The following is a 25,608-nucleotide window of genomic DNA, read 5'->3' on the forward strand; positions in this document are numbered from 1 at the left end:
CCCTTTTTGGATTTGCCGTGTCCCTTTTTGGATTTGCCGTGTCCCCTTTTGATTTTTTATATGAGGAGTAAATAAAAATGGATAAGAAAAAACAACAACAGGCATATGAAAATTATGTAAAGCAGAAAACCCCGGTTCACAATCTTCCGGCGAATATGGCAAAAGCATTTGTAGTAGGTGGAATCATCTGTACAATCGGACAAGCCATCCTGAACTACTGTGAGAAGATGGGGCTTAGTAAAGACATCAGCGGAAGTTGGACATCGATGCTGCTGGTACTTCTTAGTGTAGTCCTGACAGGATTTGGCATCTATCCGCAGATTGCCAAATGGGGCGGCGCCGGCGCGCTGGTACCAATCACTGGATTTGCCAATTCGGTCGCAGCACCGGCAATTGAATACAAAAAGGAAGGTCAGGTAATGGGAATCGGCTGCAAGATATTCACCATTGCAGGTCCGGTGATTCTGTATGGAATCTTCACCAGTTGGGTTCTTGGTCTGGGTTACTGGATATTGAAAATCAGCGGAATCGTGTAATTAGAGCAATTGCACAATAGAGAAATAAGAAAGTGAGTAGAGATATATGGTAAAAGGAATACAAAGTATTGCATTCGAACAGTCGCCGTACTTAATCAGCAGCGCGTCCGTTGTCGGGAAGAAAGAAGGCGAAGGACCTCTGGGCAAGATGTTCGACATGGTGGAAGAGGAGGATCTGTTTGGCGAAAATACATGGGAAGAGGCGGAAAGTGCCATGCAAAAGGAGGCTTGCCTACTGGCAATCGGGAAAGCACACCTGGCACCGGAAGATATAAGATATCTTTTTGGCGGAGATTTGTTAAGGCAGGGCGTGGCGACTTCCCTTGGCGTGGAAGAATTAGGAATCCCTATGTTCGGCTTATTCGGAGCCTGTTCGACATCGGGAGAGGCACTTGCACTGGCATCCATGAGCGTGGCGGCAGGCTATGGAGAATATATGCTTGCCGTAACATCGAGCCATTTCGGAAGTGCGGAAAAAGAATTCCGTTTTCCACTTGGTTATGCGAACCAGAGACCATTGTCCGCACAGTGGACAGTGACCGGAAGTGGGGCATTTCTGGTAGGGAAGAAACGAAGCCATGTGAGGATAACGGGAGTAACGGTAGGGAAAATTGTGGATTACGGATTGAAAGATTCGCAGAATATGGGAGCATGTATGGCTCCAGCTGCCTGCGATACCATCATAAGGAATCTGAAAGATTTCGACCGGGTTCCGGAGGATTATAACAGAATTATAACCGGAGACCTAGGATACGTCGGTCAGAGTATTCTCTTCGATCTCATGCGCGGGAAAGAATACGATATTAAGAAGAACCATATGGATTGCGGAATGACCATCTTTGACCAGCAGCTGCAGGATACACATGCAGGCGGAAGTGGATGTGGCTGTGCAGCGACCACGTTGTCTGCATACATTCTGCCAAAACTTGAGCGGGGCGAGTGGCAGAGAGTCCTTTTTGTTCCGACCGGAGCCTTGATGTCTACCGTAAGTTATAACGAAGGAGCAAGCGTTCCGGGGATTGCACATGGAATCGTGTTAGAACATTGCTAATTTCATTGGGGACAGGGCAAATCGAAAAAGGGACAGGGCAAATTTAATTGGGGACGGGGGAAATTGCAATTTCCCCCGTCCCCAAAGGAGGAGGATAACATGGATTACATCAACGCATTTTGGATTGGCGGTCTCATCTGTGCCGCCGTACAGATATTACTAGACAGAACAAAACTAATGCCCGGCAGGGTCATGGTGCTTCTGGTATGCACCGGAGCCGTACTAGGCGCCATCCAGATCTACCAGCCGTTCCAGGAATTCGCCGGCGCCGGCGCAAGCGTTCCGCTTCTGGGATTTGGCAATCTTTTGTGGAAAGGTGTCAAAGAAGCCGTAGACAAGGAAGGCTTCATCGGCATATTCTTAGGCGGCTTTAAAGCCAGCGCAGTAGGAATCTCTGCGGCATTGGTATTCAGTTATCTGGCATCACTCATCTTCGACCCTAAGATGAAGAAGTAAATCCTAAGTGAAAGAAATAGTAACAGTTCAGCCTGCGCCATTCGCAAAACGCATCTGCGATGCTTCTCCGCTGCTACGCAGGTCTTTTTGCTCATAAAATGGCGCTCTGCTCATAAGCCGGATTGTGTGTTCATTCATGCAAGCATGATTCGCCCACAATCCGGCTTATGGCTGAACTGTTACAAGAAATATTAAGAAAATAGAAAAATTTGTTGTTTTCTATATATATAAATGATATTGTAAAAAAGATGAATTTAATTATACACTTAGGAGGAAATCAATGAATTACTTAGATATCGTCATACCATTTGTCGGTGGACTCGGAATGTTCATCTATGGTATGCAGATTATGGCGCAGGGTCTCGAGAATGCAGCGGGCAATAAGATGAAGTCGCTGTTAGAAGTCCTGACGAGGAACAAGTTAATGGGAGTACTCTTAGGAGCGGCGATTACCGCCGTTATCCAGAGTTCATCCGCCACAACCGTCATGGTAGTCGGTTTCGTTAATGCGGGCATTATGAATCTGACCCAGGCCATGGGAGTCATCATGGGTGCGAACATCGGTACCACCGTAACCGGATGGCTGGTATCCGCGGTAGAATGGGCAGAATTCCTAAGCCCTGCCAAATTAGCGCCGATTGCAGTAATGCTCGGTGTGATTGTCATGCTGACCGGCAAGAGACGTTCTGCAAAAGATGTTGCAGGTATCATCATCGGATTCGGACTTCTCTTTATCGGTATTACAACGATGTCTTCTGCGGTAGCGCCATTACAGGACAGCGAAGCATTCTGCAGTATCTTCGTAACACTGGGGAATACACCGCTTCTGGGCATTTTGGCAGGTGCGCTTGTAACAGCCATTATCCAGAGTTCTTCTGCATCTGTTGGTATCCTTCAGAGTCTTGCGGCAGCAGGGCTGGTGCCATTCAGCGCAGCGGTATACATTATCATGGGACAGAATATCGGTACCTGTGTTACAGCAATCCTCTCCAGTCTCGGTGCGAAGAAGAATGCGAAGACAGCGGCTCTGATGCACTTGTTGTTTAACATAATCGGAACCGTCATATTCAGTGTATTTGCTATCGTTTATTTTGAGATGATCAATCCGATTATGGGAACTGGTATGATTACCCAGACCCAGATCAGTTCAGTACACACAGTATTCAACATCGGAACAACCGTACTTCTCTTCCCGTTATCTAACTGGATCATCAAACTGGCGAAGAAGATTGGCCGCGTGGAAGAAGGAGAACAGGATAAGAGCATCGTCCTTCTGGATGAACGTATGCTGCAGACACCAGGTATTGCGTTGCAGTCAACCGTCAAAGAAGTAGCCCGTATGGGTAAGATCGTTGAAGAGTCATTAGTGGTAGCCAAAGATGTACTGTTTACACTGAAAGAAGAAGACATTACGATGCTGAAAGAAGAAGAGGATACAGTAGATAAACTTAGCGCAGGAATTACGAATTATGCAGTCAAACTTGGTTCTCTGCGCATCAGCGAGCAAGAGCATCAGGATGTAGCTCATCTTCTTCAGATGGTATCCGATATCGAGCGTATCAGTGACTATTGTGAAAACATCTCCGAATTCGCGGAGACATTATATGAGAAGAAGGCTTCTTTCACTGAGTTGGGAACACAGCAGTTGAAGGAAATGTTTGAAGTGTGCGTAGACAGTTACAGATATGCATACGAAGCATTCGTAGAGCAGAGCAAAGAGAAAGCGTTGAAAGTTATTGAGAAAGAAACCCAGGCAGATGATCTGGAGATTACAATGCGAAGCCAGCACATGAAACGACTGGCAGCGAACCAGTGTTCGGCAGAGGCGGGAATTGTATTCCTGGATACCCTGGTATGTCTGGAACGTGTATCTGACCATGCACGAAATATTGCAGAAGAAGTGTTAAATAGAATTAATTAGAAGGAGAGGGAGCAGTGAAGCCGGAGATGCGAAACTAAGACAGACCAAGGAAGATTCGCATCTTGTCCGTGTCAATCTGCTCCCATTTTTCGCGCTGTGATAAGAAACGGTCATTCATCCAGTCGATTGCCGCATCCAGCCCCTCCTGGGTAAATGGAAATTCTTTTTTCTCTTTCTGGTCTTCTGGCGTCGCTTCAAAACACCATGGCTCCGGATAGATATAGACCGACAGTATATCTCCGGCTGCAGCCAGATAATAACGCATGCCACAGTGGGAACCTGAAAAAGGTTCTTTTTTTAATGCCTTTGTAGATAATCCAATCGTGTTAATCATAGTAATGCCTCCGGGTGAAAATAATTTCGTATTCCATCAATTATCTCTTATAATAGCAGACTTTCCCCTTCTTTAACAGTCCGCCGGGAATATTTTCGAAATTGGCTGGGTGATATGCCGAAATGATCTTTGAATAATTTGCTAAAATAACTGGGACTGTTAAAGCCGCAGGAGAAGCAGATATCAAAGACAGAACCATCTGTATATTCTAGTAGCTGGCTGGCTTTCGACAAGCGATATTCCACAAGATAATCCATTGGAGTCTTGCCGGCAATTACCCGGAAGCATCGAAAACATTCGCTTTTCCCGATGCAGGCAGAGTCTGCGATATCCTGAATCGTGATATCCTGTGAGTAATGTGTATGAATATAAGCAATCATAAGACGAAGCCGTTCCTCGCGGACCAATTCGCTTTTGTGAATCTTCACAGGACCAGGGATCTGCGATAGCCCTGGCAGCAGATTGCGCCATATCCGACACAGATATTCAAGACAGAGTAATTCATAGTCTGCAGAATCTGGTGATAACGCATAAAGATCCCGCAAAGTATTCAGAATCACACGGTCTTCTGTTCGATCCGGCATCAGGAATAATCCGGGCACTGCATGATGAATGACTGGCAGGACATATTTCTGATGAAGAATACCAGATAATTGCAGACCGAAGAAATTCACCGGAAGTGTAATGCCATACATAATCGTACCCGACTTAAGCTGCCTTGCGGTGTGCAGTGCCTGCGTATTGACGAAAACGCCTTCGCCCTCATTCAGAATCTGAGGCGGACGCTTCTGGTGTGCCTGGTGGAATGTATATTCCAGGCTGCCTTTTAAAACGATACCGAATTCAAAATCATCATGCCAATGATAATTGAATTCTCCATTAATAAAATTATCAAAATAATCGTGATATTCAGATACTGGAAGAGAGTCATTCTGGTAAGGAATCTGTTCCAGAAGGTTCTGATCTACGATAACTGGCGTAATCTTTTTATTCATGCTGGAGTACTCCTGTCAGTTGAATGTTAAATGCTATGCCGTGATTGTATAGAGTACGAATTACATAATTGGCATTATTTTTATAGTTTTTGGCTCTATAATAAGCAGAATTCATCAGATGTGATGCTATTATTATATCGAAGATCAGAGCAGATGACAATCATAATTGCAATTGAATTCTGATAGAACCCCCCTGCTGTGAAGATGCAGGATTATAAAAGGAGGAACAGATAGATATGAGTCAGCGGCAAAGATGGATTATTACAATTGGATGCTTTTTAAGTTACGTTTTATTTGGACTGGTAGATAATATAAAAGGTCCGACCGTCCCGGTCATTCTGTCAGAAACCGGCTATGCGTATTCTGCGGGCGGCATGATTGTATTGAGTGAATACGCCGGATTCTTTCTGGCAACATTTTTGGCAGGAGTGATAGCGGATATCCTTGGCAAGAAATCTACACTGATTCTGGCGGGAGGATGTCTGATATTCGGAGTGACAGGATATGCTGCATCCTCGGATATGATCCTGTTATCTTCATTTATCTTTTTCATTGGTCTGGGATTAGGCTCGCTGGAACTGAGCGGAAGCAACATCATATCAGAATTATATCATCAGAAGAAGGGCAGATATCTGAATCTTCTAAACGCATTTTACGGAATTGGCGCAGTCATCACACCGATGCTGGCAGGGTATTATCTGGGAAATGGAGGATCATGGAGAAGTTTCTACCGGTATAGTCTTCTGGTCATCGTACCTGTTACAATTTATTTTATAATCATGAGATATCCTGGAAGGAAAAAGGGCGAAGAACAGTCTGAAAAGATTAACATAAAAGAGATGATACAGGTAATTGCCAAAAAAGAGATGCTGTTGATGTATCTTGTTGTATTCTCCTATGTGGCTGCGGAAATAGGCATGGCAACGTGGATGGTAGACTTTTTGCAGAATGACAAACAACTTCCCGTTATGACGAGTTCCCTGTACCTGTCCGGACTTTTTATCGGCATGACGATTGGCAGATTATTAGGAAGTCTCTTCGTAGACCGGATCGGGCATATGAGGAGCCTGTTAATCTTCTTAAGCCTTGCGGCAGTCTGCATTGTATTGGGGACGTTTGGAACATCCCGGATGGCTGTCATCCTGGCATTGACAGGTTTCTTCTATTCCATAGTATTTCCGACCGCGACAGCAGTAATGTCAGAGGTGGCGTTAAAAAAATCAGGCACAGTGCTGGGGCTTTTCCTGGCGTGTGGGGGAATTGGCGGTATGATAGGTCCTTGGCTGATTGGAATCGTGAATGATGTAATGGGGCTTAAGGCAGGAATGATGATGAATGCGGTGTATTGTCTGGTTGCAGCAGGCGTAATGGCAAATCTTATGAAGATGAGAAAATCAATATAGTAACAGATAGAAGAGGGGGCTGTCGGGAAATAGATAGTCCAAAACAGTGGGCGATGTGATTCATACGAGTCACATCGCCCCTGAAATTTTTCCCAAAAAGAGAAAAATGGGCTGTATGGAAATGATTAGAAGATATGTTGTTATTTTGTTGTTGACATATTTACGAACAATTGACTATAATATACTTAACAAGACAGTCGGAAGGTGAGTGCCAGTCACCCGACCCGGCAAATAATTGAATTAAACTATAAGAGTAGCCGTTCCAACTTTCGCGAGAGCAGGACGGCTATTTCTTATGCTGTATATATTCCAGAATTGCTACAAGTAATATGCATGCTGTCAAAATAATCATAAATTCCTCATATGTACTCATAATAATCACCACCCTCCGCAAGACTCGGAACGGGTGAGAGCACGTCCCCCGACTGCCTTATCAAGTATACTATTATCAATGCGCAAGGGGTCAAGTTTTTTTGCAATATCCACTTGACGATATTACGAAATGATATTATTGCAAATTGAAATTGAGTGAGGCGAGGTGCCGGGATTCTCTTGAACTGAGTGAGGAGATCAGTGAAGAAAATAGTATCATTTAAGTATCAATAAAGGCTAAGAATACGAGTTCGTTTTCTTAGCCTTTTCTAAGCAGATAACGGGAATCGAACCCGCCTCTCCAGCTTGGGAAGCTAGCATTCTACCGATGAACTATATCTGCACACAACCATATTATAATACTTTGTCCTGAAAAATGCAAATATTTTGCAATCTTAAGAAATACTTCAGAAATTCTATGGAAAGTATTTGGATTTATGCGCTATGATAGAAAAAGATATGATAGGAGGGGTCTATGGACAAAGTAATAGAAGTAAAAGATCTTTATAAATTGTACCGTGTAGGCGATGAAGTCGTCCGGGCGCTGGATGGAGTGGATTTTAACATCTATGAAGGAGAATTCTGTGCCATTGTAGGAACATCAGGCTCAGGAAAATCCACGCTTCTGAATATGCTTGCGGGGCTGGAGAAGCCCACGAAGGGCAGCGTAGTTATTGCTGACCAGCATATTGAGAAGATGAACGAGGAGCAGTTGGTACGGTTTCGGCGGGAGAATGTCGGATTCATCTTTCAGTCATTCCATCTGCTGGGGACATTGAATGCATTAGAGAATGTGGCGCTGCCGTTAAGTTTTAGAGGAGTCCCTAAAGACATCCGTTTGAAGAAAGCCGATAAGATGCTAGATCTTGTGAAACTTGCGAAACATAAGAAGCATCTTCCGAACCAGATGTCCGGCGGACAGCAGCAGAGAGTAGGAGTTGCAAGGGCGCTGGTGGTGGATCCGAAGATTATATTCGCAGATGAGCCAACGGGGAATCTGGATTCCCATACTTCCGAAGAAGTCATGGAGTTGATGCAGCAGGTGGTAAGAGAACAGAAGAAGACGCTGGTAATGGTAACCCATGACGCGCATCTGGCAACCTATGCAGACCGGGTCTTCCATATCAGGGATGGGAAGATTCTTAAGATAGAAGATAACCGTAAGAAATCAGAGAGGGAGGATTAAGAACATGAACACATTCCAGAAGATATTGACAGGAGTATGCATGGCTGCATTATTGGCAGTAACTATGCATCCAATCAGCATTAAGGCGGAAGAACCGGATTCGGAGAGCGTTAAGGTTACGATTACATCAGAAGGAAATAAGGCACCTATATTTCACGCAGGACAAAAACAGACATGGAAATTAAGCATACATAATGATGGACCTGGAACGTTAAGTGGAGCGGTATTGGCACCGGAGTTGGGAGATAGTAATGATGTCTGGCCATTTAAGACGGAATTTCAGCATTATCAGAAAGAACTTCAGTCTATAGGACCTAACGGAACGCAAGAGGTTGAATTTGAATTCATCCAGAGGGAAGATGTTCCAACATCTAGATATAATATTCAGTTTAAGATATTTGTCGGTGGCGAGGTTATAGCGTCTCAGAATTTATATGCTAATACAACCGCCAAGCCAGAGGACAATAAAGGCAATCAGTCTTCATCAGGTAATGACACAGGCGATGCAGGTGCTATCAGCGGCGCAGATACAATGTTAGCAGACGCAGGCGGCTTCAGCAATGGCGGCGCATCTTACAGTGGCGGCGGCTCCGAGGGATCAGCTTCCGTGCCAAGAGTCATCGTCACAGGATTTACCACAGATCCGGCAGAAGTACGCGCAGGAAGCAATTTTACATTAACCATTCATCTGAAGAATACTTCAAAGTCTACAAGAGTCAGCAATATGCTGTTTGACTTAAGTGCTCCGACAGAAGGGTCAGATGAGCAGACGATGGCACCGGCGTTCTTACCGGCATCCGGTTCCAGTTCTATTTATTTGGAAGGAATCAAAGCGAATGGAACAGCAGATATATCCATTCAGCTGAACGCAAAGGCAGACCTGCTTCAGAAGCCATACAGTGTTGACTTAAGCATGAAATACGAAGACTCTAACGCAGCCCAGATTGAGGCGTCATCCAGCATCTCTATTCCGGTAAAGCAGGATGCCAGGTTCGAATTCAGTGAATTCGAGATCAGCCCGGAGAGTATTGCGGTTGGAGATGAAGCGAATGTTATGTGCAACCTGTACAATCTGGGAAGAATCAAGTTATATAATGTAAAGGCAACGTTCGAGGGAACTTGTATTGAGAAAGAAGAAGTATTCGTAGGCAACGTGGAATCTGGCGCGAGTGCGTCTATCGATGCTATGCTGGAAGGAAAGAAAGCAACAGAAGGACCGGCGAAGGTTAAGATGACCGTAAGTTATGAAGATGAGTCTGGCAAAGTGTCTGAGACAGAGAAAGAACTACAGTTAGAGGTCATGGAGAACATGGAAGATGAGATGCCGGTTACGGATATGATGCCGGAGGAGCAAAACGGTTTCCCGGTCCTTCCAGTGGTAATTGCAGTCGTGGTAATCGCAATCATTGCCGTAGTAGTAATCATTTTAAAGAAAAAGAAGAAAAAGCAGATGTTAAATGAAGAGGAGGGATTGCTGGATGAACTGGATAGACCTTCTGAGGATGAGCAGTAGTAATCTGAAGAGAAGAAAACTTAGAACTTTCCTGACCGTCCTTGGAGTTGTCATCGGTACAGCATCCATCGTCGTTATGATTTCCCTAGGGCTTGGGATGCAGGAGTCCTTGTATCGCGAAGTGGAGCAGTCTGGAGGACTTACAACCATCAAAGTAACCGGAGCGCAGGCGGGAGACTCTATGTATGGCTATTCGGGCAGTGACGAGGAAGCATCAACCAAGTACATTGACGATAAGGCAATCAAGCAGCTTGCTGATCTGGATCATGTAAGCACAGCGTCCCCGGTATATGAGATGTCGGTTATTATGCTAAAAGGTGCCTATGAAGGCTGGGGACAATTGGTTGCAATGACCCCAGAGGGGCTGCAGGCGAAGAATATTCCGCTGGGAGAGGGAACACTTCCGAAGACGAACAGCAGTCAGTTGGAATTGGTGTATGGCAATGGAATCATTACGATGTTCAACGAAAAGGGAACCGGAAAGGGATACTATGAGACGGGAGAACTCCCGGATATTAACCTTGCGAAAGATTCTATGTTCTTGATACTGGATCAGGATACTTATTATAATAGCCAGGGAAATGATTTTGGAGATACGGCATCTGGAAGTGGTGATACACAGCAGGCTGCGCCGAAAAGGGTTCAGAAGCATGTAGTGAGAGCCAGTGGAGTAGTAGAAGGTGGACCGGAGGAATATAATGCGAATTACTACAGCATCTATTGTGATCTTAGCACTTTGAAACAGATTTTAAAAAAGGAATTTTCCGGCAGAGTCATACCCGGGCAGCCTTCCACGAAGTCCGGAAAACCGTATAAGGAATTCTACTATTCCTCTGCACAGATCCGGGTGGATGATATCGATAATGTAGATGCGGTGGCTAATGCAATCCGGGGTATGGGATATAATGTAGAGACGAATGCAGAATATCTGGACAGCATGAAGAGCCAGTTCGCGATTGTTCAGGCGGTGCTCGGCGGAATCGGAGCGGTATCCCTTCTGGTGGCCGCAATCGGAATTGCGAATACCATGATGATGTCAATCTACGAAAGAACCAAAGAGATTGGAGTCATCAAGGTATTAGGATGCAGCCTTAAGAATATTAAGCAGATGTTCCTTTTGGAAGCCGCATTCATAGGACTGATTGGCGGATTTGTAGGCAATATCCTAAGTTTCCTTATGTCAGCCGTGATTAATTTCCTCACTGGTCATGGGGCTGCGATGGGCTTTGATGGCAATATCTCCTATATACCAATGTGGCTGGTACTGCTGTCTATGGGCTTCGCTGTATTAGTGGGTGTTACTGCCGGATATTTCCCGGCGCTGCGAGCCATGAAGTTAAGCCCGCTTGCGGCGATCCGAAATGAGTAAGAGTAAGAGCGTCTGGCGGCAACCGGCAGGGAATGTGGGAGAACCGTCAGATCACTCTTCGATAATATGAATCTCCAGGTAATCAAAGTCGATGGAGTCCACAAAATTATCTTGTGTAAACCGTGTTTTGTCATGGCGTTTGAATTCTTCAATCGTTGAGTCCAGCCAGATTGGCTTGCTCAGATCGAATTCATAGCATATGGCATCCAGTGCGTTAAATATCTTATGGGTCCGGGTATCGTCCGTCTCATCGCAGATGACGGTATCCCGGATCATTCTGTTATCCTTGAATTCTTTTCCCCATAATCGAAACATATCTTATACCTCGCTTTTCTTGTGAATAATTAAAAGTATATCCATTTTTATAGAATGTGTAAAGTATGCTTGTAACTTAAGTTTCATGATTTCAAATGGAATCAGGGAGCGTATGACGTTATGCGGCGTGATTTTCTTGATTTCCGCGAGCAACGAGCCAAATGGGCATGCACATTTGGAGACTGACGCGAGAGTCAAATACCCCTGGGGCGGGGGATTTGACTTCAGAGTGTGAGTATGATAAACTGCCAAGTGACAAGACAGTTGTAATTACAAATGCCGGCAGAAAGAACGGCAGAGATCGACGAAGAAAGAAAAGGGCTAAGAGAGAAGGATTAAAGATACGAAGAGTGAGGAGAGGGACATGGAAAAGTTAAAAAAAGCATTAGACAAAATATTCATAGAAGGCTTAAGCGCGATGGCACAGGGGCTGTTCGCAACACTGATTATTGGTACGATCATACAGCAGATTGGTACGCTGCTTGGAGGAACGGCTGGAGATATGCTGTTCGTTATCGGCAAGGTGGCGGCATCCCTGACCGGCGCAGGTATCGGCGTGGCAGTCGCCTATAAGTTCAAAGAGTCACCATTGGTTGTGGTATCTGCGGCAACAGCAGGAATGATCGGTGCATTTGCAAGCAAATTGCTGGCAGGCGCGGTACTGGTGGATGGCGCTATGGTATATGCAGGACCAGGGGAGCCGTTGGGGGCGTTCATTGCGGCATATGTAGGCATTGTATGCGGGCATCTGGTGTCAGGAAAGACAAAAGTAGATATCCTGGTGACACCGATTGTATCAATTGGAACAGGAGCAGCAGTCGGGCTTTTATTAGGACCTCCGATCTCCGGCTTCATGGCATGGCTGGGATCTCTGATCAACTGGGGAACGGAACAGCAGCCATTCCTGATGGGAATCGTGGTATCTGTTCTGATGGGAATGATTCTGACACTTCCAATCAGTTCGGCAGCACTGGGTATTATCCTGAATCTGTCAGGGCTTGCGGCAGGTGCGGCAACGGTTGGCTGTTGCTGCAATATGGTGGGCTTCGCAGTTGCAAGTTATCGTGAGAATAAAATCGGAGGATTACTGGCGCAGGGAATCGGGACGTCTATGCTTCAGGTGCCGAATATCGTAAAGAAACCAATCATCTGGCTTCCGGTGATACTGTCCAGTGCGATCCTGGGACCGGTTGGAACGATGATATTACATATGACGAGTAACGCAACTGGTTCAGGCATGGGAACAGCCGGACTGGTGGGACAGATCATGACCTGGCAGGTGATGATAGAGACGGAGCCGGCGGCAGTTGTATTGATTAAGATTCTGGTGATCCAGGTGATACTGCCGGCGGTTGTAACACTTGGAATCTCAGAATTCATGCGGAAGAAAGGCTGGATTAAGTTCGGTGATATGAAGTTGGAACTGTAGTATGTGACATGGGTGTAGCATAGGGGAGGCGTATAAGATACGCCATAAGATGCGATATAAGATCAAATCTTTGCTATACAATTTCCCGGCTTACGGCTATAATAGTAATAACGATTACGGACGAAAGAGGGATGACAGTTATGATGGATACAGGGCGGATACATATCTACTATGGAGATGGCAAGGGGAAGACGACGGCTGCGATGGGTCAGGCAATCCGAGCAGCAGGTTATGGTTTCCGTGTGCTTGTTTTCCAGTTCTTGAAGGATAATTCTTCGAATGAGCGCAAGATATTAGAATCCCTCTCCAACGTTACCTGTCTTCCTGGCAGAGAGCCGGTGAAGTTCGTGAGCAGGATGAATGGAGATGAACGAGCAGAACTTCGCCATTATAATAATAAGGCACTGGATGAGATTGTAAAGTTCTGTGCGCCGTTTGACATGCTGGTGCTGGATGAGGCGATCTGTGCAGTACAGCTTCAGGTGTTAAGCAAGGAGAAACTGATTAGTTTTCTTAAGCATAAGCCACGAGGTCTGGAGGTTGTCCTTACGGGGCATCAGGTATCTGACGATCTTCTTGAAATAGCCGATTATGTGACGGAGATGAGAAAGATAAAGCACCCTTATGATCTTGGCAAGATGGCGAGGGAAGGTATTGAATACTAGGCTGTTTGCAAATATAATCTCTTTCTTAAATAATTGTGAAATCCATGACACACGATATTTCATATGCTATACTATTACCAGTACGTAATTAACTCTTCGGTATGAGAGGAGAGATACTATATGGTAAATGCAATCAAGAATTATGAGGATGTGGATAGCTGGAAGACGATCATGTTTCTGTATAATTCAGCAATCAAGGAAGTCGGGACGAAACTGTCGATCTTGAATGATGAATTTCAGCATGTGCATCAGCACAATCCGATTGAGCATATTAAGACAAGAGTTAAGACACCTGAGAGTATTGTTAAGAAGTTAAGAAAATACGGATACGAGATATCTATTGAGAACATGGTCAAATACGTCAATGACATTGCCGGCGTAAGACTCATCTGTTCTTTTACGTCGGACATATACAAACTGGCGGAGATGATAGGGAATCAAAGCGATCTAAAAGTATTGTCAATTAAGGATTATATCAAGAATCCGAAGGAAAGCGGATATAAGAGTTATCATATGCTGGTATCCGTACCGATCTTCTTATCAGACAGTGTGGTGGATACGAAAGTTGAGATACAGATACGGACGATAGCGATGGATTTCTGGGCAAGCCTTGAGCATAAGATCTATTATAAGTTCGAAGGAAATGCGCCGGAGTACATCAGCCGAGAATTACGAGAATGTGCAGAGATGGTATCTACGCTGGATGAGAAGATGCTGTCGCTGAATGAGGCGATTCTGCAATGTTTGAAAGAACAAGAAGAGTTAAGAAAAAGTACGAAGAGGAAAGATGCGAATCAGCAGAATGAAGAAGTGCTGTCGAGCCTGAGTTGATCTCAGGCTCTTTTTTTGTTGCCAAAACATCCGGAGGGAACTGCCGGTGGCAGGTTCTGCAGGTTAACTTCCGAAAGGTTCGTTATATTTTAGATTATCATTGTAAATCCATAAGGCTGATGCTAGAATGAGTGATGTCTATTAATAGATAGATAAAATGTATGTATAGATAACAACAATATATGGCATAACAGTGTGAAAAGGAGAGAGTGCAGAAGATGAGCGTAAAAATGGATGCCAAGAAAAGAGAACAGTTTATACAGGTGATCTATGCCGTGGGCGGGAGTCTTGTGTATGCGTTGGGTGTTAACTTAATTATCATACCGATGGGGCTATACAGTGGGGGCTTCATGGGTATTGCCCAGTTGTCAAGAACTCTGATAGTAAGCGTGCTGCATGTACCTGTGCCTGCAGGCGTGGATCTGGCAGGTCTAATTTATTTTATTGTTAATATTCCGCTGTTCTATATGGGACTTAGGATTATGGGAAAGGGATTCGCGATAAAGACACTGCTTACAGTAGGAATTCAGAGTTTGTTCCTTGTCATGGTGCCGATTCCCGCTGCGCCGATTATCGAGGATTATCTGACTGCCTGTATCATCGGTGGAATTGTAGCCGGAACAGGAACGGGTCTTGTGCTGCGTGGAAGAAGTTCCGGCGGCGGGCAGGATATCATAGGCTTGTGCTGTGCTAAGAAGTATCCGAATTTTAGCGTAGGGAAGATCAACATTATTATGAATATATTCGTATATGGAATCTGTCTGTTTCTGTTCAATATAGAGATTGTGATCTATTCCCTGATATTTGCAACCGTAAGTGCACTTGCAATTGACCGTGTACATATCCAGAATATTAATACCAGCGTTATGATATTCACTAAGAAACAAGGCATATCCAAGGCAATCATGGAACAGACCGGACGAGGCGTCACGAACTGGGATGGAGAAGGGGCATATACGAATAAGACTTCTTATATATTATTCGTTATGATATCGAAGTATGAAGTAGGGCAGATCAAACAGATTGTCCATAGCATCGATCCACATGCATTTATGATATTTACAGAAGGATGTTCCGTAGAAGGTAACTTCGAGAAACGTCTGTAGGTTTGAATTGGGGACGGGGGAAATTGCAATTTGCCCTGTCCCTTTTTGAAAATTCATAGAAACTATCTATATATTAACACGTATATCAAAAAACTCTATTTGAAGCCTCGCATTAAGACCCATATAATAAGAGATAAGGATAACAGCAAGGGAAACACAGAATGGTGGAGGCTAAGACATGTTTATAGACACACATATGCACGAGATGACATATTCAAAGGACAGTTTTTTAAAATTAGACGAGATGGTACAGATTGCGAAGGAAAAAGGTCTTGGTGCTATCTGCATTACAGATCATGACAGCATGGGATTGAAAGAATACGCGGAAGAATATTCCGGAAGAACGGGTTTTCCTGTCTTTGTCGGAATCGAGTTCTTTTCTCTGCAGGGAGATATTGTGGCGTTCGGTATTGATGAATATCCGAAGGAGAGGATACCGGCACAGGATTTTATCGACCTGGTAAAAGCCCAGGGCGGCGTATGCTTTGCAGCACATCCTTTTCGAAATAATAATCGGGGGCTGGAAGAGAATCTTCGCACAGTGAAGGGACTGGATGGTTTAGAAGTCCTGAATGGAAGCACGTCTGAGGAAGCGTGCAGAAAAGCGGCAAGGTATGCGATAGAACTGGGGCTTTTCACACTCGGCTCCAGTGATTGTCATGTCCCGGAGAAGGTAGGAGTATGTGCGACATATTTCCCGGAGGAGGTTCGTACCATGGAAGAGTTCCTGGCTGCATTCAAAAAAGGCGAGATGAAGCCCGCGCATTATGCAGATGGAGCCTACCGTATCATAGAGGTTGAAAAGTATGAGAAAGGGCAGGTCCGGGTATTCTAAAGATCTGCTTTTTCCTTAAACTTTTACATAATAATACAAATTTTCATTTACCTTTTGTACAATCAATGATAGAATGTATCTATAAGTGTTGAAGGTAAATGAAGCGACAAAGAAAGGTGGAATCATTATGATTACAGTCAACGCAATGGGGGATAATTGCCCAATCCCGGTTATTAAGACCAAAAAGGCAATGCAGGCACTTACAAGCCCGGAGACAATTGAGGTTCTGGTAGATAACGAGATCGCAGTTCAGAACGTATCGAAGATGGCAGCAAGTGCAGGTGGACAGGTTTCATCTGCAAAATTGGGGGATGCTGAATTCAAGATTACAATTCAGATGGAAGGCGCTCCGAAGGAAGAAGCACCGGAAGAAGCAACCTGTATACCAGATGCAAGAGATAACACAGTCGTTGTAATCTCTTCTGACCGCATGGGTATAGGAAATGACGAACTGGGTAAAGTATTAATCAAGGGCTTTATATTCGCAGTTACACAGCTCGATACATTACCGAAGACTATGTTGTTCTATAATGGTGGTGCAACGCTGACAGCAGAAGGTTCAGATTCACTTCAGGATCTGAAGTCACTGGAGGCTCAGGGAGTTGAGATCATGACCTGCGGAACCTGTCTGGATTACTATGGATTAAAAGAGAAACTGGCAGTTGGTTCCGTAACGAATATGTACAGCATTGTAGAGACAATGGCAAAAGCAGGCAAGATTATTAAGCCATAATACCATTATGTGTATTAAGGAGGCCGGACTCCTGGAACATCAGGAATCTGGCCTTTGAGTATGTTATGTAAGTATGTTATATGTAGGAGGAAATATTAAGATGAAATCAGATGTCAGATTAACGCAATTAAGCAAGACTGCAGGATGAGCGGCTAAGATTGGTCCGGAGACCCTTGCTCAGGTTCTGAGTAAGTTGCCGAAGTTCCACGATGATAATTTAATAGTAGGTATTGAAACATCCGATGATGCAGCCATTTACAAAGTTACTGATGAGATTGCAATGATCCAGACGGTAGATTTCTTCACTCCGATTGTAGACGATCCTTATATGTTTGGACAGATTGCGGCGGCGAACTCCTTAAGTGACGTATGGGCCATGGGAGGCGAGCCGGCAGTAGCACTTAACATAGTCGGGTTCCCGAATTGTCTGGATCCGGCGATATTGGGCGACATCTTAGCAGGTGGCGCAGATAAAGTGAAAGAAGCAGGAGCAGTACTGGTGGGAGGGCATTCCGTACAGGACGATGAGCCAAAATACGGATTATGCGTATCCGGATTCGTACATCCTGATAAGATATTTAAGAATTATGGCTGCAGACCGGGAGATATTCTGGTTCTGACAAAGCAGATTGGAAGCGGTGTGGTGAATACGGCGATTAAAGCTGAGATGGCTTCGCCATCCGCGATCCGGGAAGCGCAGATCGTTATGGCATCTCTCAATAAGAAGGGCAAGCAGGTGGTAGAGAAATACGATGTATCTGCCTGCACGGATATTACTGGATTCGGGCTTCTCGGACATTGTGTCGAGATGGCGTCCGCCAGTGAGGTGACATTCGAGATTAATGTAAGAGACATTGCGTATTTTGCAGATGCGATAGATTATGCCAAGATGGGACTGGTTCCTGCCGGGGCATACAAGAACCGCGGGTATTCGATTGGACAGGTAGAGACGGGTTCTATAGAAGAGCATTACTTAGATCTTCTCTATGATCCGCAGACCTCCGGAGGATTGCTGATCAGCGTGTCGCCGGAATACCTTCAGGATATGCTGCGTGATTTCAGACAGGCAGGTATGGATACCGCCGTTTCAATTATCGGAAAAGTGGCGGCAAAAAGCGACAAATTAATCCGCTTATTCTAAGGCAAGATGATTTGACATAGCAATTCAGTATAGGAAAGTTAGGAAAGAGATAAAAGGAAACAAGACGATGAATAAGAATCTATTATATCGCAGTATTCCCAAAGTAGATGTATTGCTGGAAGACGAGGCTGTTAAAGGGATGATTGAACAATACAGCAGAGACAGCGTTATGGAAGCCATCCATATAGAGATGGATAAACTGCGGAAATTTATCGGCCAATGTGAAGAGGAAGAAAAAGCGAAGGCTCAGATTGCACTTCTAAAAGAGCATATCGAATTAACGGTTGCTGCTATGCACACGCCGAATATGAAGATGGTGATTAATGGAACCGGAACGATTCTGCACACCAATCTGGGGCGCGCCCCCATTGGCTGGAAGCATATGGAACGAGTAGCGGCACTGGCTACCGGATATTCGAATCTGGAGTATAATCTGGAAGCGGGAAGAAGAGGCGAGCGTTATGCTCATTTTGAAAAACTACTGTGTAAACTTACTGGCGCAGAGGCTGCCATGGCAGTGAATAATAATGCGGCAGCAGTGATGCTGGTCTTAAGTTCCCTGGCAAAAGGGGGAGAAGTGGTTGTCTCTCGTGGAGAACTGGTGGAGATTGGCGGCAAGTTCCGCATTCCGGATGTAATGGAACAAAGCGGCGCCACTCTGGTAGAAGTGGGAACCACGAACAAGACCCATTATGATGATTACGTGGATGCGATCACAGAAAAGACGAAAGCGCTTCTGAAAGTTCATACAAGTAACTACAGAATCGTAGGATTTACGGATACGGTAGGCATAGATGAATTAATCCCGCTGGCGAAGGAGCATGATCTTCCAGTGATAGAAGATCTTGGAAGCGGTGTTCTGATTGATTTGAGCAAATACGGTATCACATATGAGCCAACGGTACAGGAGTCCATAGCCAAAGGAGCCGATGTTGTGTGTTTCAGCGGCGACAAACTGCTGGGAGGACCGCAGGCAGGAATTATTATAGGTAAGAAAAAATATATAGATAAGATGAAGAAGAATCAGTTGACCAGAGCACTCAGGATTGACAAATTCACGGCTGCAACGCTGGAACTGGTTCTGCAGGAATATCTGTCCGAGGAAAAGGCGATACAGAATATCCCAGTTCTTCGCATGATTACTAAGTCATTAGAAGAAGTAACGAACGACGCCCGGACATTAAGCCGTATGTTAAAACGCGCAGGGCTTCCGGCGAAGATTGAATTGCAGGCATGTGAGTCGCAGATCGGAGGGGGATCGCTTCCTCTTGAGCGGATTCCAAGCATGGCGGTGACGATTCGACCAGAGAAGATCAGTGTGCCGGAACTTGAGGAACGTATGCGGCACCTTCCGGTTCCAATCATACCAAGGACGGTCAACGACACAATCCTTCTGGATGTCCGTACCATGGACAAGAAAGTGTTCCGGCTTATGATAAGCCAGTTAAAAGAACTGGATGTACTGGAAGAGATCAGTCTGATTGCAGAACGTTAGGAGCATGTAATATGAAGAATATAATTATAGGTACAGCAGGCCATATTGATCATGGTAAGACAACACTGATTAAGGCGCTCACGGGAAGGAATACTGATCGTTGGGAAGAAGAGCAGAGAAGAGGAATCACGATTGATCTCGGATTCACATATTTCGACCTTCCGGGAGGAGACCGTGCCGGAATTATTGATGTGCCGGGACATGAACGGTTCATTAATAATATGGTGGCTGGAGTAGTCGGGATGGATCTGGTGCTGCTGGTAATTGCTGCTGATGAAGGCATTATGCCGCAGACAAGAGAACATATGGATATTCTGAATCTTCTGGGAATCGAGAAGAGCATTATTGTATTGAATAAATGCGATCTGGTAGATGAAGAATGGCTGGAACTGGTAGAAGAAGAGATCAAAGAGGAACTGGAAGGAACTTTCCTTATGAATGCCCCGGTTGTAAAAGTATCAGCGGCAACAGGGGAAGGAGTAGATGTATTGATCGATACCATTGCCCATATGACCAGGGATGAAGTGCTGGCGAAGGATACGCAGACGATTCCGAGACTTCCGATTGACCGTGCATTTACATTATCTGGATTTGGGACAATCATTACAGGAACACTGGTGTCAGGTACAATCTCGAAAGAAGATACGCTGGAGATGTATCCGATCGGTAAAGAATGTAAGATACGCAGTATTCAGGTTCATGGGGAAGATAAGAGCGAATGTTACGCGGGGCAGCGTGTTGCAATCAATCTGTCTAACGTTAAGAAAAGAGAGATCGCAAGAGGGTGCGTACTTGCTCCGAAGAATAGTATGAAGAATACCGACCTTTTGGATGTAAAACTGGAGATCCTGGATTCGTCGATACGCGTGTTGACGAATCATATGCGGCTGCATCTTTTTACAGGAACCAGCGAGATCTTGTGCAGAGCAGTTCTGCTGGATAAAGAAGAGATCGGACCAGGCGAGAGCGGCTATGTGCAGCTGCGTCTGGAAGAAGAGATCGCAGTAAGACGCGGCGATAAATTCGTAGTGCGTTTTTATTCGCCGATGGAGACCATTGGAGGCGGTGTGGTATTAGAGCCGAATCCGGGAATCAAGAGGCGTTTCCAACAAGATGTAATAGAAGAATTAAAAAGAAAAGAGTCAGGCTCAACGGCGGATGTAATTGAGATGCATGTAAAAGGGCACGGAGATACACTGATCACACTGGCAGAACTGGCGAAACTTACGGCGCTTTCACAGGAAGAAGTAGAGAAAGACATAAGAGAACTGCAAAGCCAGGGACTGGTGTATGTATTTCCTATGCGTAAAGATACGTATGTATGGCATGCAGACAGCAAGAGGACTGCCGAGCAGGTGCTGGTTAAGGCACTGAGAGCCTATGAAGAAAAATACCCATATCGCTATGGCATGAAGAAAGCTGAGGTGCATGTTACTTATTTCCAGAAAGTCAAACCGAATGTGTTCGATAAGATCCTGGAGATGCTGGCTGATACGGAGTGCTTGAAGCGAGTGGACGAATTCTTGTGTACACCGGACTATGAAGTCAGAAAAGATGCGGTATATGACAAGGTGTCTAAGATTTTAATAGAAATACTTACAAAAGCAAAGTATGATTTTGTGCGCTATTCTGAGATTGATTTCAAAGGAGTGCCGAAGGATATTGTGGATGACATCCTGAATATTCATCTGGAAGAACTGAGAATCGTGAAAGTGACGGATGATATGTATACTTTGAAAGAGTATATGGATCAGGCGAAGACTCTGATACAGGAAAGACTGAAAAGTGATCCGGTAATTACGATCGCTCAGGTAAGGGATCTGTTCGAGACAAGCAGAAAAAGTGCAAAACCAATACTGGAATACATGGATAGCATAAAAGTAACTAAGAAAACAGGAGCAGAAAGTGAAAGGTTAGCATACTAATGAATTTGAAACAATTAGAAGCCTTCGTTCAAGTGGCAGAGGGCGGCAGCTTTTCAAAAGCGGCAAAAGAGTTGTTCCTTACGCAGCCCACAATCAGTGCGCATATCTCATCTCTGGAGAAGGAACTGAATGTCAGGCTGTTCGTGAGGAATACCAAAGAAGTAAGCCTCTCGAATGACGGCAAGGATTTGTATAGATATGCCAGGCAGATGATAGATCTTGAGAAGAAGATCGATGAACGTTTCGGAGGTGAAGAAGGGGCAGACAAGCATTGCATTACAATAGCGGCATCTACGATACCGGCTCAGTACCTGCTTCCGAAGGTGTTGATGCGTTTTAATGAAAGGTATCCGGACGAACAGATTAAGATTCTGGAGACGGACAGTGCGAAGGTTGTCATGCAGATTGTGGATCACATGGTGGATGTGGGATTTACAGGAACCGTATTGGAGAAAAAGCATTGCAAATACATACCGTTTTATAAAGATGAACTGGTAATCATCACTCCGAATACGGAGAAATACCGTAGAATCAAAAGAGAGCATCCGGATGATGTGGACTGGATACTTGAGGAACACGTGATTATGCGAGAGGAAGGTTCCGGTACACGAAAAGAAGCCAAGAAACAGTTAAAACAGGCTGGAATCAATCCGAGTGATCTGGATGTGATTGCAAGTATAGAGAATCAGGAGACGATTAAGAAGTCTGTGCGTCAGGGAATGGGAATCTCTATCTTGTCCAAACTTGCAACAGAAGATGAGGCAAGGGAAGGATATGTGCTGTCATTTCCGATTCCGAAGTCTGATCAAGGAAGAGATATTAATCTGGTGTACAATAAGAATTACCAGATGTCCCGTTCTGCAGAACGTTTTATCAAGGTAGTAAAAGAAGTGTATGAGATTAAAAAATAATACTCGTTTGAGAATCCCGTAATACATACCCTTTGGGTTGGCACGCTCCGCGTGATAAGGTATATAAAAGCGTTATTTATAGACGGCACCTATAAATGGCGCTTTTATATTTGGGAATTCGATTAGACGAAACCACAAAAACGGCATATACTAATAGATATATGTAATGACATTTTTAGGACGAAGATAAAATCCCGGTGAATTGGGAAGAGATATAGGAAAAGAAGACGAAAGGATGAAAGATACAATGATATATTTGGACAATGCGGCAACGACTATGCATAAGCCGCCGGCAGTAATAGATGCGGTGGTAAAAGCGATGGGTTCCATGGGGAATGCGGGACGAGGTGCCAACGATGCGTCTTTAAGTGCATCAAGGATTATCTATGATACGAGAGATATGCTATGCCGCTTTTTTGGCGGTACAAGCCCTAAACAGGTCGTATTTACGAATAATTCTACTGAGAGCCTTAATATAGCAATTAAAGGTCTGCTTGAACCGGGAGATCATGTGATTACGACCATGCTGGAGCATAATTCGGTACTGAGACCACTCTATGAGATGGAGAAGAAGGGCGTCAGGCTTACGATTGTTAAGAGCAATGAAAAGGGAACCCTTGATATTGCGGATATAGAGGCGGCCATTAGTCAGGATACGAAGATGATTATCTGTACGAATGGATCGAACCTGACGGGAAATTATATTGATCTGAAACCGATCGGTGAACTGGCACGTGAACGGGGGATACTGTTTGTGGTAGACGCATCACAGACGGCAGGCGTGTTTCCGATTCATGTGCAGGAGATGAAGATAGACATATTGTGCTTTACCGGGCATAAAGGTCTGTTGGGACCACAGGGAACCGGCGGTATGTATGTAAGAGAAGGGCTAAAGATACGCCCGCTCAAATCTGGTGGGACAGGCGTTAAGACATATAGTAAGACACAGCCGGAGGAGATGCCGACTGCGCTGGAAGCAGGAACTTTGAACGGGCATGGAATTGCAGGACTTCATGCGGCTCTTAAGTATCTAGAGGAGGAAGGGATTGATGCCATCCGCAAGAGAGAACAGGAACTGATGTGGAGATTCTACGAGGGTGTGAAGGATATACCGAATGTCAAGGTATATGGAGATTTCGACACGAAGGAGCGTTGCGCGATTGTGACGCTGAATATTGGGGATTATGATTCTTCAGAAGTGAGTGATGAGCTTCTTACAGAATACAGTATTTCAACGAGACCGGGAGGGCATTGTGCACCGCTTATGCACGAGGCGCTGGGAACGGTGGAACAAGGGGCTGTGAGATTCAGCTTCTCACATTATAACACAGATGAAGAGGTGGATACCGCTATTGAGGCGATCCGGGAATTGTCGCAGGATGAATAACAGACCTGCACTGGTTCTAAAGAAAATGAGAGGTACGAGAAGGAGGAACTAACTATGAATTTATCTGATTCAAAGAAAAAACTAGCATTGGCTGGCGTAGTGTGTGGACTTGTAGCGGCATGTCTGGCATACCTCGGCAATCCGGCTAATATGGCATTCTGTATTGCGTGCTTTATCCGTGATACGGCAGGTGCATTGGGAATGCATCAGGCAGAAGTAGTACAGTATGCAAGACCAGAGATTATCGGTCTGGTAATTGGAGCATTTATTATCTCAGTAGCAACGAAGGAATACCGTTCTACGGCAGGATCATCTCCGATGATTCGTTTCGTATTGGGTATGATCATTGTAATCGGCTCTCTGGTATTCCTGGGATGCCCGCTCCGTATGGTAATCCGTATGTCAGCAGGTGACCTGAATGCATGGGTTGCATTGATCGGCTTCATCCTTGGTGTTGCAACTGGCGTATTCGCACTTAAGCAAGGCTTCAGCCTTGGAAGAGCACGTATGGCTAATAAAGAGAGTGGAGCAGTGCTTCCGGTACTGATGCTTGGAATCCTGATCCTTGCATTATGCACATCTCTTCTGAAAGCAAGTGAGGCGGGTCCGGGAAGTCTGCATGCGCCAATCATTGCATCACTGATCGGTGGCCTGATCTTCGGAGCATTTGCTCAGAAGTCCAGAATGTGCTTTGCAGGAAGCATTCGTGACATTATCTTAATGAAGAACTTTGACTTGTTCAGCGTAATTGCCGGATTATTCGTTGTAATGCTGATCTTCAACGTTGCTACGGGACGTTTTGTGCTTGGATTCGATACTCCTGGAGTGATTGCTCACTCTGAGCATCTGTGGAACATTCTTGGTATGTACACAGTAGGATTTGCGGCTACATTAGCAGGTGGATGCCCGCTTCGTCAGTTGATCCTGGCAGGACAGGGCTCTTCTGATTCTGCGGTTACAGTAATGGGTATGTTCGTAGGAGCAGCGCTTTGCCATAACTTTGGACTGGCTGCAAGTGGAACAGCAATGAATGCAGAAACAAAAGAAATCGTAGCAGGAGCAGTTCCTTTTAATGGAAAAGTAGCATGTATTATCTGTATTGTTGTATGCTTCATTATAGCGTTCACGAATAAGAGGGACGAGGCAAAATAATAAAATAGTATTGAAATATGAATTCATACATAGTATTCTAGGAAAGAAGGTAATAATATGAAAGAAGTAGATGCAAGAGGTCTTTCTTGCCCAGAACCATTGATGCTGACAGCAGAAGCCCTGAAGGGTGCAAAGGAAGCAGTGAAGATCCTGGTTACAGAGCCTCATCAGAAGATGAATGTAGAAAAATACGCTAAGGATCATGGCAGGAAACCAACTTCTACAGAGAAAGACGGATATTTTGAAGTGGTGATTGAGTAGACATGAGAAAGAAAGAACTAAAATTAGTGGTAACATTCCATACAACAGCGGATGCTATGGCTATGGAGAAGGCATGTAAAGAGAATAATGTGCCGGGGCGGATTATTCCCGTTCCAAGAGCAATATCCGCGGGATGTGGCTTATCCTGGTGCGCTGATCTTGGAGACAGAGAGCAGATTGCTTCGATGATGAAGGCGGCTGGGATAGAGGAAGAAGACATGCATGAATGCATGGTATAAGTTCTGAGACTAGAAAAGACAGGTACTGTTTGGTTCAAACGTACCTG

General features: G+C 44.8%; 25 protein-coding genes and 1 tRNA gene. 22 read left to right on the forward strand and 4 right to left on the reverse strand.

What is annotated here, in order from left to right:
• Nucleotides 1-77: 77 nt before the first annotated feature.
• The 4 genes from ACQRBN_RS12780 (at nt 78) to ACQRBN_RS12795 (ending at nt 3,964) form a co-directional block, all read left to right on the forward strand.
• Nucleotides 78-536 (forward strand): SpoVA/SpoVAEb family sporulation membrane protein, encoded by a 459-nt coding sequence (locus ACQRBN_RS12780; protein ID WP_427739385.1) that lies wholly within the window; start codon nt 78-80, stop codon nt 534-536.
• Between the two features lie 46 nt (nt 537-582).
• The gene (locus ACQRBN_RS12785) at nt 583-1,587 is read left to right on the forward strand and encodes a stage V sporulation protein AD (protein ID WP_427739386.1); all 1,005 of its coding nucleotides are present in this window, start codon (nt 583-585) and stop codon (nt 1,585-1,587) included.
• 99 nt (nt 1,588-1,686) lie between these two features.
• A complete protein-coding gene (gene spoVAE, locus ACQRBN_RS12790) occupies nt 1,687-2,043 on the forward strand; it encodes a stage V sporulation protein AE (RefSeq protein WP_427739387.1) in 357 nt (118 codons plus the stop codon).
• A 280-nt stretch (nt 2,044-2,323) separates the two neighbouring features.
• Complete coding sequence (locus ACQRBN_RS12795) at nt 2,324-3,964, forward strand: Na/Pi cotransporter family protein (RefSeq protein WP_427739388.1); 1,641 nt, start codon at nt 2,324-2,326, stop codon at nt 3,962-3,964.
• A gap of 34 nt (nt 3,965-3,998) precedes the next feature.
• On the opposite strand, the gene ACQRBN_RS12800 is transcribed toward ACQRBN_RS12795, so the two are convergent.
• Both ACQRBN_RS12800 and ACQRBN_RS12805 read right to left on the reverse strand, forming a co-directional pair.
• Complete coding sequence (locus ACQRBN_RS12800) at nt 3,999-4,298, reverse strand: GNAT family acetyltransferase (protein ID WP_427739389.1); 300 nt, start codon at nt 4,296-4,298, stop codon at nt 3,999-4,001.
• A 47-nt stretch (nt 4,299-4,345) separates the two neighbouring features.
• Complete coding sequence (locus tag ACQRBN_RS12805) at nt 4,346-5,293, reverse strand: AraC family transcriptional regulator (RefSeq protein ID WP_427739390.1); 948 nt, start codon at nt 5,291-5,293, stop codon at nt 4,346-4,348.
• 236 nt (nt 5,294-5,529) lie between these two features.
• Here ACQRBN_RS12805 and ACQRBN_RS12810 point away from each other — a divergent pair, with 236 nt between their 5' ends.
• Complete coding sequence (locus tag ACQRBN_RS12810; RefSeq protein ID WP_427739391.1) at nt 5,530-6,696, forward strand: MFS transporter; 1,167 nt, start codon at nt 5,530-5,532, stop codon at nt 6,694-6,696.
• 644 nt (nt 6,697-7,340) lie between these two features.
• On the opposite strand, the gene ACQRBN_RS12815 is transcribed toward ACQRBN_RS12810, so the two are convergent.
• Nucleotides 7,341-7,411 (reverse strand) — tRNA-Gly (locus ACQRBN_RS12815).
• Nucleotides 7,412-7,543: 132 nt separating this feature from the next.
• Here ACQRBN_RS12815 and ACQRBN_RS12820 point away from each other — a divergent pair.
• Genes ACQRBN_RS12820 through ACQRBN_RS12830 form a run of 3 tightly spaced genes read left to right on the forward strand, consistent with a single transcriptional unit; the run spans nt 7,544 to nt 11,136 of the window.
• The gene (locus tag ACQRBN_RS12820) at nt 7,544-8,254 is read left to right on the forward strand and encodes an ABC transporter ATP-binding protein (protein ID WP_427739392.1); all 711 of its coding nucleotides are present in this window, start codon (nt 7,544-7,546) and stop codon (nt 8,252-8,254) included.
• A 4-nt stretch (nt 8,255-8,258) separates the two neighbouring features.
• Complete coding sequence (locus ACQRBN_RS12825; RefSeq protein ID WP_427739394.1) at nt 8,259-9,767, forward strand: COG1361 S-layer family protein; 1,509 nt, start codon at nt 8,259-8,261, stop codon at nt 9,765-9,767.
• The gene (locus ACQRBN_RS12830) at nt 9,733-11,136 is read left to right on the forward strand and encodes an ABC transporter permease (protein WP_427739395.1); all 1,404 of its coding nucleotides are present in this window, start codon (nt 9,733-9,735) and stop codon (nt 11,134-11,136) included. The genes ACQRBN_RS12825 and ACQRBN_RS12830 overlap by 35 nt, the downstream gene beginning before the upstream one ends.
• 51 nt (nt 11,137-11,187) lie before the next feature.
• Here the strand turns inward: ACQRBN_RS12830 and ACQRBN_RS12835 are convergent, their stop codons facing one another.
• Nucleotides 11,188-11,451, reverse strand: a complete 264-nt coding sequence (locus ACQRBN_RS12835; RefSeq protein WP_427739396.1) for a hypothetical protein — start codon at nt 11,449-11,451, stop codon at nt 11,188-11,190.
• Between the two features lie 364 nt (nt 11,452-11,815).
• On the opposite strand from ACQRBN_RS12835, the gene ACQRBN_RS12840 reads away from it, so the two are divergent.
• From ACQRBN_RS12840 to ACQRBN_RS12905, 14 genes are all read left to right on the forward strand, one after another.
• Nucleotides 11,816-12,880 carry a PTS transporter subunit IIC gene (locus ACQRBN_RS12840; protein ID WP_427739397.1) on the forward strand — a complete coding sequence of 355 codons (1,065 nt, stop codon included), beginning with the start codon at nt 11,816-11,818 and terminating at the stop codon, nt 12,878-12,880.
• A 140-nt stretch (nt 12,881-13,020) separates the two neighbouring features.
• Nucleotides 13,021-13,545 carry a cob(I)yrinic acid a,c-diamide adenosyltransferase gene (locus ACQRBN_RS12845; protein WP_427739399.1) on the forward strand — a complete coding sequence of 175 codons (525 nt, stop codon included), beginning with the start codon at nt 13,021-13,023 and terminating at the stop codon, nt 13,543-13,545.
• Between the two features lie 120 nt (nt 13,546-13,665).
• On the forward strand, nt 13,666-14,376 hold the full coding sequence (locus tag ACQRBN_RS12850; RefSeq protein ID WP_427739400.1) for a GTP pyrophosphokinase: 711 nt from the start codon (nt 13,666-13,668) through the stop codon (nt 14,374-14,376).
• 218 nt (nt 14,377-14,594) lie between these two features.
• On the forward strand, nt 14,595-15,482 hold the full coding sequence (locus ACQRBN_RS12855; RefSeq protein ID WP_427739401.1) for a YitT family protein: 888 nt from the start codon (nt 14,595-14,597) through the stop codon (nt 15,480-15,482).
• Nucleotides 15,483-15,660: 178 nt separating this feature from the next.
• Nucleotides 15,661-16,317: a PHP domain-containing protein gene (locus ACQRBN_RS12860; protein WP_427739402.1), complete on the forward strand. Its 657-nt coding sequence runs from the start codon at nt 15,661-15,663 to the stop codon at nt 16,315-16,317.
• A 127-nt stretch (nt 16,318-16,444) separates the two neighbouring features.
• Entirely contained in the window at nt 16,445-17,050 is a 606-nt protein-coding gene (gene yedF / locus ACQRBN_RS12865; RefSeq protein WP_427739403.1) for a sulfurtransferase-like selenium metabolism protein YedF, read from the forward strand.
• 100 nt (nt 17,051-17,150) lie between these two features.
• Complete coding sequence (gene selD, locus ACQRBN_RS12870; protein ID WP_427739404.1) at nt 17,151-18,191, forward strand: selenide, water dikinase SelD; 1,041 nt, start codon at nt 17,151-17,153, stop codon at nt 18,189-18,191.
• Nucleotides 18,192-18,258: 67 nt separating this feature from the next.
• The gene (selA, locus tag ACQRBN_RS12875) at nt 18,259-19,686 is read left to right on the forward strand and encodes an L-seryl-tRNA(Sec) selenium transferase (protein ID WP_427739405.1); all 1,428 of its coding nucleotides are present in this window, start codon (nt 18,259-18,261) and stop codon (nt 19,684-19,686) included.
• An 11-nt stretch (nt 19,687-19,697) separates the two neighbouring features.
• Complete coding sequence (gene selB, locus ACQRBN_RS12880; protein WP_427739406.1) at nt 19,698-21,611, forward strand: selenocysteine-specific translation elongation factor; 1,914 nt, start codon at nt 19,698-19,700, stop codon at nt 21,609-21,611.
• Complete coding sequence (locus ACQRBN_RS12885) at nt 21,611-22,522, forward strand: selenium metabolism-associated LysR family transcriptional regulator (RefSeq protein ID WP_427739407.1); 912 nt, start codon at nt 21,611-21,613, stop codon at nt 22,520-22,522. The genes selB and ACQRBN_RS12885 overlap by 1 nt, the downstream gene beginning before the upstream one ends.
• A 247-nt stretch (nt 22,523-22,769) precedes the next feature.
• Nucleotides 22,770-23,909, forward strand: coding sequence for an aminotransferase class V-fold PLP-dependent enzyme (locus ACQRBN_RS12890; RefSeq protein WP_427739430.1), 1,140 nt, complete (start codon nt 22,770-22,772; stop codon nt 23,907-23,909).
• A gap of 54 nt (nt 23,910-23,963) precedes the next feature.
• The gene (gene yedE / locus ACQRBN_RS12895; RefSeq protein ID WP_427739408.1) at nt 23,964-25,061 is read left to right on the forward strand and encodes a YedE family putative selenium transporter; all 1,098 of its coding nucleotides are present in this window, start codon (nt 23,964-23,966) and stop codon (nt 25,059-25,061) included.
• 57 nt (nt 25,062-25,118) lie between these two features.
• Complete coding sequence (locus ACQRBN_RS12900; protein WP_427739409.1) at nt 25,119-25,322, forward strand: sulfurtransferase TusA family protein; 204 nt, start codon at nt 25,119-25,121, stop codon at nt 25,320-25,322.
• Between the two features lie 2 nt (nt 25,323-25,324).
• Nucleotides 25,325-25,561: a DUF3343 domain-containing protein gene (locus tag ACQRBN_RS12905; protein WP_427739410.1), complete on the forward strand. Its 237-nt coding sequence runs from the start codon at nt 25,325-25,327 to the stop codon at nt 25,559-25,561.
• Nucleotides 25,562-25,608 lie beyond the last annotated feature (47 nt).

Origin of the sequence: Bariatricus sp. SGI.154 (assembly GCF_050313795.1) — a bacterium.
Lineage (GTDB): Bacteria > Bacillota > Clostridia > Lachnospirales > Lachnospiraceae > CAMBRQ01.

Coding starts and splice junctions, on each gene's coding strand:
- ACQRBN_RS12780 (WP_427739385.1), top strand. CDS start 78: ATGGATAAGAAAAAACAACAACAGGCATATGAAAATTATGTAAAGCAG.
- ACQRBN_RS12785 (WP_427739386.1), top strand. CDS start 583: ATGGTAAAAGGAATACAAAGTATTGCATTCGAACAGTCGCCGTACTTA.
- spoVAE (WP_427739387.1), top strand. CDS start 1,687: ATGGATTACATCAACGCATTTTGGATTGGCGGTCTCATCTGTGCCGCC.
- ACQRBN_RS12795 (WP_427739388.1), top strand. CDS start 2,324: ATGAATTACTTAGATATCGTCATACCATTTGTCGGTGGACTCGGAATG.
- ACQRBN_RS12800 (WP_427739389.1), bottom strand. CDS start 4,298: ATGATTAACACGATTGGATTATCTACAAAGGCATTAAAAAAAGAACCT.
- ACQRBN_RS12805 (WP_427739390.1), bottom strand. CDS start 5,293: ATGAATAAAAAGATTACGCCAGTTATCGTAGATCAGAACCTTCTGGAA.
- ACQRBN_RS12810 (WP_427739391.1), top strand. CDS start 5,530: ATGAGTCAGCGGCAAAGATGGATTATTACAATTGGATGCTTTTTAAGT.
- ACQRBN_RS12820 (WP_427739392.1), top strand. CDS start 7,544: ATGGACAAAGTAATAGAAGTAAAAGATCTTTATAAATTGTACCGTGTA.
- ACQRBN_RS12825 (WP_427739394.1), top strand. CDS start 8,259: ATGAACACATTCCAGAAGATATTGACAGGAGTATGCATGGCTGCATTA.
- ACQRBN_RS12830 (WP_427739395.1), top strand. CDS start 9,733: ATGAACTGGATAGACCTTCTGAGGATGAGCAGTAGTAATCTGAAGAGA.
- ACQRBN_RS12835 (WP_427739396.1), bottom strand. CDS start 11,451: ATGTTTCGATTATGGGGAAAAGAATTCAAGGATAACAGAATGATCCGG.
- ACQRBN_RS12840 (WP_427739397.1), top strand. CDS start 11,816: ATGGAAAAGTTAAAAAAAGCATTAGACAAAATATTCATAGAAGGCTTA.
- ACQRBN_RS12845 (WP_427739399.1), top strand. CDS start 13,021: ATGATGGATACAGGGCGGATACATATCTACTATGGAGATGGCAAGGGG.
- ACQRBN_RS12850 (WP_427739400.1), top strand. CDS start 13,666: ATGGTAAATGCAATCAAGAATTATGAGGATGTGGATAGCTGGAAGACG.
- ACQRBN_RS12855 (WP_427739401.1), top strand. CDS start 14,595: ATGAGCGTAAAAATGGATGCCAAGAAAAGAGAACAGTTTATACAGGTG.
- ACQRBN_RS12860 (WP_427739402.1), top strand. CDS start 15,661: ATGTTTATAGACACACATATGCACGAGATGACATATTCAAAGGACAGT.
- yedF (WP_427739403.1), top strand. CDS start 16,445: ATGATTACAGTCAACGCAATGGGGGATAATTGCCCAATCCCGGTTATT.
- selA (WP_427739405.1), top strand. CDS start 18,259: ATGAATAAGAATCTATTATATCGCAGTATTCCCAAAGTAGATGTATTG.
- selB (WP_427739406.1), top strand. CDS start 19,698: ATGAAGAATATAATTATAGGTACAGCAGGCCATATTGATCATGGTAAG.
- ACQRBN_RS12885 (WP_427739407.1), top strand. CDS start 21,611: ATGAATTTGAAACAATTAGAAGCCTTCGTTCAAGTGGCAGAGGGCGGC.
- ACQRBN_RS12890 (WP_427739430.1), top strand. CDS start 22,770: ATGATATATTTGGACAATGCGGCAACGACTATGCATAAGCCGCCGGCA.
- yedE (WP_427739408.1), top strand. CDS start 23,964: ATGAATTTATCTGATTCAAAGAAAAAACTAGCATTGGCTGGCGTAGTG.
- ACQRBN_RS12900 (WP_427739409.1), top strand. CDS start 25,119: ATGAAAGAAGTAGATGCAAGAGGTCTTTCTTGCCCAGAACCATTGATG.
- ACQRBN_RS12905 (WP_427739410.1), top strand. CDS start 25,325: ATGAGAAAGAAAGAACTAAAATTAGTGGTAACATTCCATACAACAGCG.